Annotated in this window: 6 protein-coding genes; 1 reads left to right on the forward strand and 5 read right to left on the reverse strand. The window is 31.7% G+C overall.

What is annotated here, in order from left to right:
- Positions 1 to 62 precede the first annotated feature (62 nt).
- From ppk1 to A9G23_RS02190, 3 genes are all read right to left on the reverse strand, one after another.
- Entirely contained in the window at positions 63 to 2,120 is a 2,058-nt protein-coding gene (gene ppk1, locus A9G23_RS02180) for a polyphosphate kinase 1 (protein ID WP_065586072.1), read from the reverse strand.
- A gap of 112 nt (positions 2,121 to 2,232) precedes the next feature.
- Complete coding sequence (gene pykF / locus A9G23_RS02185) at positions 2,233 to 3,645, reverse strand: pyruvate kinase PykF (protein ID WP_065586073.1); 1,413 nt, start codon at positions 3,643 to 3,645, stop codon at positions 2,233 to 2,235.
- Positions 3,646 to 3,963: 318 nt separating this feature from the next.
- The gene (locus A9G23_RS02190; RefSeq protein WP_065586074.1) at positions 3,964 to 4,383 is read right to left on the reverse strand and encodes an META domain-containing protein; all 420 of its coding nucleotides are present in this window, start codon (positions 4,381 to 4,383) and stop codon (positions 3,964 to 3,966) included.
- Positions 4,384 to 4,494: 111 nt separating this feature from the next.
- Between A9G23_RS02190 and hrpA the strand changes: the two genes are divergently transcribed.
- The gene (gene hrpA / locus A9G23_RS02195; RefSeq protein ID WP_065586077.1) at positions 4,495 to 8,334 is read left to right on the forward strand and encodes an ATP-dependent RNA helicase HrpA; all 3,840 of its coding nucleotides are present in this window, start codon (positions 4,495 to 4,497) and stop codon (positions 8,332 to 8,334) included.
- Between the two features lie 72 nt (positions 8,335 to 8,406).
- Here the strand turns inward: hrpA and A9G23_RS02200 are convergent, their stop codons facing one another.
- Together A9G23_RS02200 and A9G23_RS02205 are read right to left on the reverse strand one after the other, a co-directional pair.
- Entirely contained in the window at positions 8,407 to 9,450 is a 1,044-nt protein-coding gene (locus A9G23_RS02200; RefSeq protein ID WP_065586075.1) for a YdgH/BhsA/McbA-like domain containing protein, read from the reverse strand.
- 49 nt (positions 9,451 to 9,499) lie between these two features.
- A complete protein-coding gene (locus A9G23_RS02205) occupies positions 9,500 to 10,087 on the reverse strand; it encodes a helix-turn-helix domain-containing protein (RefSeq protein ID WP_176700259.1) in 588 nt (195 codons plus the stop codon).
- Positions 10,088 to 11,064: the final 977 nt, after the last annotated feature.

Below are 11,064 nucleotides of genomic sequence, written 5' to 3' on the forward strand. Positions count from 1 at the left end.
GAAAACTATTTGAACCAAGATCCACTACCGCATATTCATTGAATTTATTCACTTAAAAATCCTTATTCAATTAATTCTAACTGCCTCAAATAATCATAAATAGCATATTGGGCTCTGATTTTTTTCTTATTACCTCTTTGCACATAATTGTTAACCGCATCTTTATCAATAATACGAGCTTTTACATTATCATTGCACTGTATGTCAAAGATACTATGGATAGTTGATTTTATTATTGGATCAAAAATTTTTACACCCACTTCAATACGGTTATCTATATTACGGGGCATCCAATCAGCAGAAGAGATATAAGTATCTTTTTTTCCATCATTTTCAAAAATATAAACTCGTGCATGCTCTAAAAACTGATCAACAATACTTGTGACAGTAATATTTTCACTTAAATTAGGAATTTGCGGTACTAATACGCAGGTTCCTCTTACTACCATCCTAATTTTTACGCCAGCACAAGACGCTCGATATAATTGATCTATCATATCTTTATCGGTTATTGCATTGAGTTTTAAATAGATACCTGCTTTTTTACCAGCTTTGGCATTATTTATTTCTTGTTCGATAAATTCATAGAATCGTAAACGTGTATTTTGTGGGGAAACAAGTAAATAATTGAATGACACAGGTTTAAATGGATTTTCGATAAAATTAAATACTTTTTTAACTTCATCTGTAATTGCGGGATCTGCCGTTAATAATGAAAAATCAGTATAAACTCTTGCGGTTCTTTCATTGAAATTACCTGAACCAATATGAGCATAACGAACAATTTCACCATGTTCTTTACGATCAATTAAAAACAATTTGGCGTGGATCTTTAGTTTTGGTTGTGAATAGATGACTTTAATTCCACTACTAATTAAGCGTTTAGCCCATTTTATATTGGCTTTTTCATCAAATCGGGCTTGTAATTCAACCACTACGGTAACTTTTTTACCATTATTGGCAGCATTAATGGCTGTGTGAATAAAACGTGAATCTTTCGCAACACGATAGATATTCATTCTAATATGTGTAACAGAAGGATCAAACGAGGCTTGTCGCATGATTTCTAGTACATGACCAAAAGAATAGTAGGGATAATAAAGCAACACATCTCGCTCTTTAATCGTATCAAATGCATTACGAAATTGTTTAAAACGATTATAACTTAAGCTTGGAATTTTTTTATTTAATAGGTTCTTTTGCCCAAAATCAGGAAATTTAACAAGATCTTTAAAATTAGGATAGCGTCCACTAGGCATTGCGTCTTGTTCGGTTAATCGTAATTTATTAATCAATAATTCAAATAATGCTTTTGGCATATCTTTTTGATAAGTAAAACGCACAGGCTGTGCAGTCAAACGTTGTTTTAAACCTTGAGACATAAGCTCAAGTAAACTGTCTAACTCAGTGTTTAACTCGTATTCTGCATCTCTGTTAATATTAATTGAGTAAGCATTTAATTCTTTCGCATCAAAAAACACTTTAAAAATATCGGGTAAACAGTAACGTAATATGTTGTCTAAAAAGATGATTGATTTATTTTTAGTTGAAACTTCTGAAGGTAATAATACAAAGCGTGGAATATTATCTGTCGGTAGCTCAAGTAGAGCATAACTAATGTTATCTTCACAACTAATTTCTACAGCCAAATAGGCATGATCATCTTTTAAAAATTGTATAAGTTCAGTATGACTATCAAGTAAAATAGGTGTGATGTATTGTCTAAGATTTTCTTTATAATAATTTTTTATCCAATTTTCTTGATAAGATGAAAGTTGCCTTTCGTTAATCAAAAAAATTTGGTTTCTGGCCATTTCTAATAGTAGTTCATTATAGAGTTGATCAAACTGTAATTCTAATTGAATAACTTTTTGATTTACTTGGCGCAATAAGTTTTTAGAGTTAGATGAAGTATGCGTTTGTTCTTGTTCAATAAGTACATATTTTTTTAAGTTAGCAAACTGTACTTTATAAAATTCATCAAGATTACTGGAGTATATACCTAAAAAACGTACTCGCTCAATGAGCGGATTGCTTTTATCTGCAGCTTCTTGTAAAACTCTCTGATTAAAAGATAACCAACTAAGTTCTTTAGGTAAATATACTTTTTCTTTAATCATTTTAGTCTTTTAAACTCTATGGATAATAATTTTATACAGAATAGCTTATGTAAATAAAAAAGCTAGCAGATCACTAGCTTTTTTATTTTATTATAGATTAAAAAATATATTTTTAAATACGGTGAACAGATGTTGTGTTAGTCGTTCCGCTTGGTACTAAAGCACCTGATACCATCACAATAATATCACCTTGTTGTAAACCGCATACTTTAACTGCCATCTCTTTACCTAAACGATAAAAATCATCAGTTGAGTTGATTGAATCAATTAAAATAGGTTCTACACCTTTTGTTACTGCTAATTGATTAACTGTTTTTTGGCTTGATGAAAGCGCTAAAATACGTGCTTTAGGAAAATAATGACGAACTTCACGAGCAGATTTACCACTACGAGTTGCAACAACAATTAATGGTGCATTCAGACGTTCAGCAATTTCTACCGCACCACAACAAACAGCTGCAGTTATGCGTAATTTTTCTTCTTTTGATGTTAATTCTAATGATGCAGGAATTGTACCATCAGTACGTTTACAGATAGTCGCCATGACACTCACTGTCTCAAGTGGATATTTGCCTTTAGCACTTTCACCTGACAGCATAACAGCATCGGTACCATCAATAATTGCATTTGCCACATCTCCAGCTTCAGCTCGAGTAGGGCGTGGGTTTTTTATCATTGAATCAAGCATTTGTGTTGCTGTAATAACGGGCTTAGAAGCTTTATTACATTTTTTTATCATCATTTTTTGAGCAAAAATAACTTCTTCAACGGCAATTTCAACACCTAAGTCACCACGTGCAACCATAATACCATCAGAAGCTTCAAGAATTTCATCGAAATTATCTAAACCTTCTTGGTTTTCGATTTTAGAGATGATTTTAATGTCTTCACCGCCATGAGTTTTTAAATGTGCACGGATATCTTCAACATCAGAACGTTTACGTATAAATGATGCGGCAATAAAGTCAACACCTTGTTCACAACCAAAGATAAGATCGTTTTTGTCTTTTTCTGCAAGTGCTGGCAGCTTAATTGAAACACCTGGTAAATTGATACCTTTATTTTCACCAAGATCACCATTATTTAAAACGGTACAGATAACTTCGTTACCTTTGATTTCTTTAACATCCATGGCAATTAAACCATCATCAACAAGTACTCTGTTACCTGGTTTAAGATCATGTGCAAAGCCATCATAAGTAACCGCTACTCGTTCAGTATTTCCGATAACATTTTTATCTGTTGTAAAAGTAAACGTTTGACCAGCAACAAGCGATACATCATTACCACCTTCTAATTTAATAGTACGAATTTCTGGTCCTTTGGTATCTAGCATGATAGCTGCTTTTAAACCAGTTTCTTGCATGACTTCACGTAAGTTTTTAATACGATTGCCATGCTCTTCATAATCACCATGAGAAAAGTTTAAACGCATAACGTTCATTCCTGCGTTTAATAGTTTTGCTAACATTTCTTTTGATTCAGATTTTGGTCCGATAGTACAAACAATTTTTGTCTTTTTCATAATAATATCTACTTAGTAATTTATTTAAAGTTAAAGTTAAAGTTTTAATTCAATTTAAAAATTCGATAAACCAACGTTATGCAAAAAAAAACCAATGACAAAGCATTGGCAATATTGATTAAAAGGATTTTTATAGCTTTAATTAAATAGCTACAAAATTCGTATAAAACTCTTGAAAAATATGATAATTTCATCAATAAGTTAGATCCTTTAAAAATTATCCTTATTATATTCTTAACAGTATTTTAAATAAAGTTTTTTATCTCAAATTAATAGATATATTTATATCAAAAAGTCTTAAAAAATAACATGTATGTGCTACATTAAATCTTTAAGTTGATAAATTAATTCATTTTCGTGGTCTTTTAAGGTTAATTGATCATTGGTTAAATTGATCTTAGCGCCTTCAGTAATTAATTGATCAATAATATAATCTAATTGATTTAATTGATCATCATTACAAAGCATTTTGGTCATCGCAAGGCTTGCACCTTTAATGTTATCATTATTTAAGGTAACTTGACCAGAAAACTGATTACACATTTTTCCTGTGATAATCATGTTTTCTCCAAATATAAGCTCAGCTTGTTCATATAAAGGAATATCTTGACCATTTACTTTAATTAGTGCAAAACGGTGATGCATAAGGTCGGTATCTTGTATTTTATTTGATTTATCACATCCTGACATACATAAAGAAGCCATAAATAGTGAAATTAGCAATAACGTTTTTTTCATTTGAACTCCTAATAATAGGTTAAATTTGCTATAATTGAGTCTAATTATGACTTTAATTAAAATATCTGACGAGCCATGTTATCTCAACAACAATTAAAAAATCTTGATTCAATGACTTTCGTAAATAAACATAAAATAATAAAATTAGTCCAGAAAAGTCAAACTATAGCTGATATAGATTCCGCCATACATGAGGCTCATTTAGCTTTCCAAGCCAGAGTAGCATCGTTACCAAAGAAAATTGATTTTCCCGATAATTTACCTGTCGCTGAAAAAAAACAAGAAATTTATGACACAATTAAGCATCATCAAGTAGTCATAATTGCTGGTGAAACGGGTTCAGGAAAAACGACACAAATTCCAAAAATCTGTTTAGAATTAGGCTTAGGCGTCAAAGGCTATATTGGTCACACCCAACCAAGGAGATTAGCTGCACGTTCAGTGGCTAATCGTATTGCAGATGAGTTGAAAACAGAAATAGGGCAATTAGTTGGTTTCAAAGTCAGATTCTCTGATCATGTTAGTGAAACAACACTGATTAAATTAATGACTGACGGTATATTGCTTGCTGAAATTCAAAAAGATAAACTTTTATTACAATACGATACCATTATTATTGACGAAGCTCATGAACGTAGCTTAAACATTGATTTTATTTTAGGCTACCTTAAGCAATTATTACCTAAACGTCCAGACTTGAAAGTCATAATAACATCGGCAACGATTGATGTGGAACGTTTTTCTAAACATTTTAACCAAGCACCGATTATTGAAGTGTCGGGTCGTACCTATCCAGTTGAAGTTAGATATCGTCCCACAATATTAAATGAAGATGATAATTACAATGATAAAAATAGTGATTTTCAACCGATCATAGAAGCAATTGATGAACTGTCTGCTGAAAGCCATGGTGATATACTTATTTTTCTAACTGGTGAAAGAGAAATTCGAGATCTTGCAGATACACTTAATAAATTGGAACTTCGTCATACTGATATCTTACCATTATATGCAAGGTTATCAGTATCAGAACAAAATCGGATTTTTCAGTCACACACTAAAAGGCGAATAGTTCTAGCAACAAATGTGGCAGAAACATCGTTAACGGTGCCTGGAATTAAATATGTTATCGACACGGGTTTAGCTAGGATTAGTCGCTATAGTTATCGCACTAAAGTTCAACGTTTACCGATTGAACCGATATCTCAAGCTTCAGCCAACCAACGAAAAGGGCGCTGTGGGCGAACCTCAGATGGTATCTGCATCCGGTTATATGATGAACAAGATTTTTTATCTCGCCCCGAATTTACCGATCCTGAAATTTTACGTACCAATTTAGCATCGGTGATATTACAGATGACCTCGTTAGGTTTAGGTGACATTGCAGCATTTCCTTTTGTTGAAGCGCCTGATGCAAAATATATTCGTGATGGCATTCGATTGTTAGAAGAACTCGGTGCAATATTTACTAAACATCATCGATATCATTTAACTGAAATAGGACGGATTTTAGCACAATTACCCATCGACCCAAGGTTGGCCAGAATGCTGGTCGAAGCAAGGCGATTAGGTTGTACTAAAGAAATAATGATAATTACTGCAGCTTTGTCGATACAAGATCCTAGAGAAAGACCTTTTGATAAACAGCAAATTTCTGATGAAAAACATCGGCGTTTTGTAGATAAGGAGTCCGATTTTATTTCTCTGATTAATTTATGGAATTATATTAAAGAACAACAAAATATGCTATCCGGCAATCAATTTAGACGATTGTGTCAGAAGGAGTTCTTAAACTACCTTCGGATTCGAGAATGGCAAGATGTTTATACACAAATTAGACAAACAATTAAACAATTAGCATTCCCTATAAATAGTAAAGCGGCAGATTATAATTCATTACATATTTCATTACTAAGTGGTTTATTATCCCATATCGGAATGAAGGAACTTGAAAAGCATGAGTATATTGGGGCGCGAAATATTAAATTTGCAATTTTTCCTAATTCGGCACTTTTCAAAAATCAACCTAAATGGTGTATCGTTAGTGAACTGATTGAAACTAGCCGGCTATGGGGAAGAACAGCGGCTAAAATTGAAGCTGAATGGATTGAGCCCATAGCAAAACATTTGGTGAAATATAGTTATAACGAACCGAGGTGGTCAAAAAAACAAGGTACAACAATTGCAAATGAAAAAGTGACATTATTTGGTTTACCTATTGTTGCTAGCCGAATAGTGAATTATAGTAAAATCGATCCTGGATTAAGTCGTTCCCTATTTATTCGTCATGCCTTGGTTGAAGGGGATTGGTTTACCAACCATCAGTTTTATAAAAAAAATAAAAAATTGATTAATGAAGTTGAAGATCTTGAACATAAATCTCGTCGGCAAGATATTTTAATTGATGATGATGAACTTTTTGAATTTTATGATAAACGAATTGATAAATCTGTCGTGTCATCTAAACACTTTGATGCTTGGTGGAAACAAAAGCAGAAATCAGCCCCTGACTTTCTTAATGTTGAGAAAGCGATGTTGATCAAACAATCAGCACAACTGATTAATTTAAATGACTTTCCTGATTTTTGGAATCAAGATAATTTGAAATTAGCACTGAGTTATCAATTTGATATAAGAGATAAACGTGACGGCGTCACAATAAGGATACCTCTTAATCTATTAAACCAAATCAAAAATAGGGGATTTGATTGGCAGGTACCAGGTTTTAGAAAAAATTTAATTATTGCACTAATCAAATCATTACCTAAATCACTGCGCCGAAATTTTGTTCCAGCACCAAACTATGCTGATGCATTTTTGAGTAGAGGTATTTCAACGGATCAACCTTTACTCGAAAGTTTAGAAACCGAATTTCACAAAATGACAGGTGTAAAAATTACCCCTGAAGATTGGCAATTGGATCAAATTCCTGATTATTTGAAAATGACTTTTAGCATTGTTGATAATAACAATAAAGAAATTGCTACAAGTAAAGACCTCGTTTTACTAAAAGAACAACTCAAAAACGAACTTCAACAAGCATTATCATCTTTAACAATTAAGAAAACGGTTCAAATTGAGCAAAGTAATTTAACTGGGTGGAGTTTCGGCTCTCTACCTAGTATCTATGAAGAAAAGCATAAAAATTATACGATTAAAGCTTATCCGGCAATCATTGATAATCAACAATCTGTAAGCATTAAGCTAGTAGATAATCCAGATGAGCAACAAAGACTGACAAAATTAGGGTTAAGACGTTTACTTATACTCAATATACCATCGCCAATCAAGTATTTACATGAAAAGTTACCAAATAAATCTAAATTAAGTTTATATTTCAATGCTTTTGGTACAGTACTGAGTTTAATTGATGACTGCATTGCTTGTGGTGTTGATTATTTAATTGAACAAAATGGTCAAGTCATTCAAAGCCAAAATAACTACGAGAAATTATTGGATTATACCAAAGCGAATATCAATGAAATTGTGGTTGATATTGCAAAACAAGTTGAGTCCATTTTGACTTTATATTACAACATCAGTAAAAAATTAAAAGGTCGTATTGACTTAGCATTAGCTTTTGCTTTATCTGATATAAAAAAACAACTTGATCACCTTGTTTATAAAGGTTTTGTTACGCAATCAGGTTATAAGCGGCTGCCAGATATCAACCGTTATTTAACTGCAATTGAAAAAAGAATTGAAAAACTCATGTTAAATTACACTAAAGATAGGCTGTCGATGAATATAGTTGAAGAGATTGAAAATGAATATGAAAAATGGCTTAATAGCTTACCAGAAAACTCAAAATTACAAGAAAAAGTAATAAATATACGTTGGATGATTGAAGAATTAAGAGTAAATCTATTTGCGCAACAGCTAGGCACATCATATCCCATTTCAGCAAAACGCATTAAGCAACAAATTGATACAGTTAAATCTGAATTATAATGATGGAATGAATAAAGAATTCGTTTGAATAAAATAATAGGGCGCTTATGCGCCCAATTATCTATATACGTTTCATCGATAAAGGTCAACAAAAACAGTTATATTTGGACCATTTGAATCATGAGCCACTCGGGCTATGTGATAATACTTAGCTCCAGCATCAATGGCTCGTTTACCAGCTTGATAAGAAATTTCCTGATCAGTCACATAGTAGCCTCTAAATTTAATTGTATCAAATGCGACCATTTTGGCTGCAGTTGCATCATTTAATTCTTGAATTTTTCTTCCATCGGGCAGAGTGACAGTGTAACGAGTTATGCGCTGCAGCTCATTTGCAACCGCAGTAACGCCCAATTTAGGTGTACTTGTTGCTGTAGGCGTTGTTGCATTATTGGTAGATTGATCAATGACTTTTACTTTATTATTAAATTTGTTAGCATAAAATTTTTCATTAAAAGCTGAAGAAGAATAATAACCAGGTTTTTCAACTTGCATTGCCACATCACCACCTTGCGCAAGGGCTTGTTGCCCAGCTTCAGAATCATAAGGTATTGCATCTTCTGGTTGCAGATTACGTACTGGCGCATCTTTTTTAAACAAATAGGCTGTAACTTGTATATTACTACCTAATTGAGAATGTGAATCGATATAATAAGCATAAGCACCTTTTGCCGAAGCTTCTTTAGCAATTGCTTGGTTTATATCATATTCACTAGAAAAATACCCTCGAATACGAATAATATTGAATGGTTCTAAACGTATAGCTTTAGATTTGGAATATTCATACACACCTTCAAATTTGCGCAATTTTTCAGTTTGTTCTTCTGCTTTAGGCGCATCAGCTTTATATAATTTAGCGTAAACAATCCGTAAAGTATCATTAGATGGGCTGATATTGGTTGTGGTTATATAAAAAGAAGCTGCACCTTCTTTATCTGCAGCTCTTGACATGGCCATAACATAATCATTATCAGTGTAAAATGCTCCACGGATGGTTATGTTTTTAAATGGCTGCAAATCTTTAGCTTGTTGCTCTGTTAGTTGTTGGGCTGCAAACGTAGAAAGAGAGACAAAGGTCATAGTTGTCACAATGAATATTTTCTTTAAACTTGCCATATATTAAGACCTTAAATAAATTATTTTGATTATTTTAACATAGATATATCTAGTTACCTAAATCTATCAAAGCATTTAAATTTTTAATAAATATATATTTTCCTTTAGCTGATATAATATTCTGTTCTTGCAATTTTGATAAATTTCTACTAACTGTCTCAATTGTTAAGCCTAAATAATTAGCGATATCAGCCCGACTCATCATAAGTTTAATATTTAATGAAGAATGACCTCTTTTTTCATAACGTTGATAAAGCGAATATATGAAGGTTGCTAATCGTTCATCTGCTTTTTTTTGCGAGTAGCATAATACTAATTTTTGATAATTATAAATATCAGAACTTAGCAAATTAAAAACCATGTCTCTGATATTTTTTTGAGTATCGACTAAAGACATTAATTCATCATAATAAAGTTCACAAACAAGAGTATTACAAAGAGATTGAATATTATTGTTATATACTTTGGTTGAAAGTGAATCTAAACCAACAATATCGCCAGGTAAATAAAAACCATTAATTTGTTGTTGATTATCCGGTGTAGTAACAAAAGTTTTTAATGCCCCCGAATGAATAATATATAATTTGGTAAATGGTGTATTTGCTTTAACTAGAATTTCATCTTTGGTATAAGACATTTTTTGCTCTAATATGCTATCTAACTTATTGTTAAGTAACATTGGAATGCAAAGAGATCCCATACTACACAATTCACATGGAACAGAATAACTGTTGGAACGTAATCTCTTAAATATATTTTGCATATTGACGAAAAGTAATGATCATAGTTTATTATGATCATTAGGGTATCATATTTTATAATAAAACCACAATTGCTCGCTAATTATTATTTTTATTCTATTGTGTAAAGAGGGGTAAAATAAAAAAACCTATTTTAAAAATGCCAGTTCCTGGTAGTGAAGTTATTTTTATGACAAAAAATTAAAGTATCGAATGAAATTATAGCTATAAATGGAAGTAGTGAGGAATTCGCAATAATCAACTTAATTTAACATAATATACATTATGCGCACTAAAATAAATGTACATGAATTATTGAGATATAACTAATAAAATCAGCATGTAAATTCAAGTATAAACTGGCTGGAATATATTGAAATCTATTATAATCTCCAACACAGCCATACAATATGACCAAAATGACAAAATGATATAGGTGTGTATTGTCTAATATTTTGGCTAGGATCGAGATATTCGTAAAGCGATTTATACCATTAATGCAATGCGATAGAGTCTTTAAATACGGTATTCCATAGGTTTTGCCGACCAAAAGTCATTTATCTGTCAATACAACAAGTTTCTGAAAAATGGATATAAAATTTGCTGACAGAATCAACCTAAAAAATTCCAAGTTGAGCCTATATCCCACAGTTGTTGTTTTAGATAAATCAAGTATAAATTCAATGATGTTTATTGTTAATCATTAAGTTACAATTCACAAAACTAACCACTGGGAAAATTTTCACCCTCTTTTTTTTAATTATAAAAAACTATAAATATCAAAATGTTAAAGTCGGAATAATGTATATTATGTTAAATTAAGTTGATTATTGCGAATTCCTCACTACTTCCATTTATAGCTATAATTTCATTC

The sequence above is a fragment of the Gilliamella sp. App4-10 genome, assembly GCF_001690495.1.
GTDB lineage: Bacteria > Pseudomonadota > Gammaproteobacteria > Enterobacterales > Orbaceae > Gilliamella > Gilliamella apicola_G.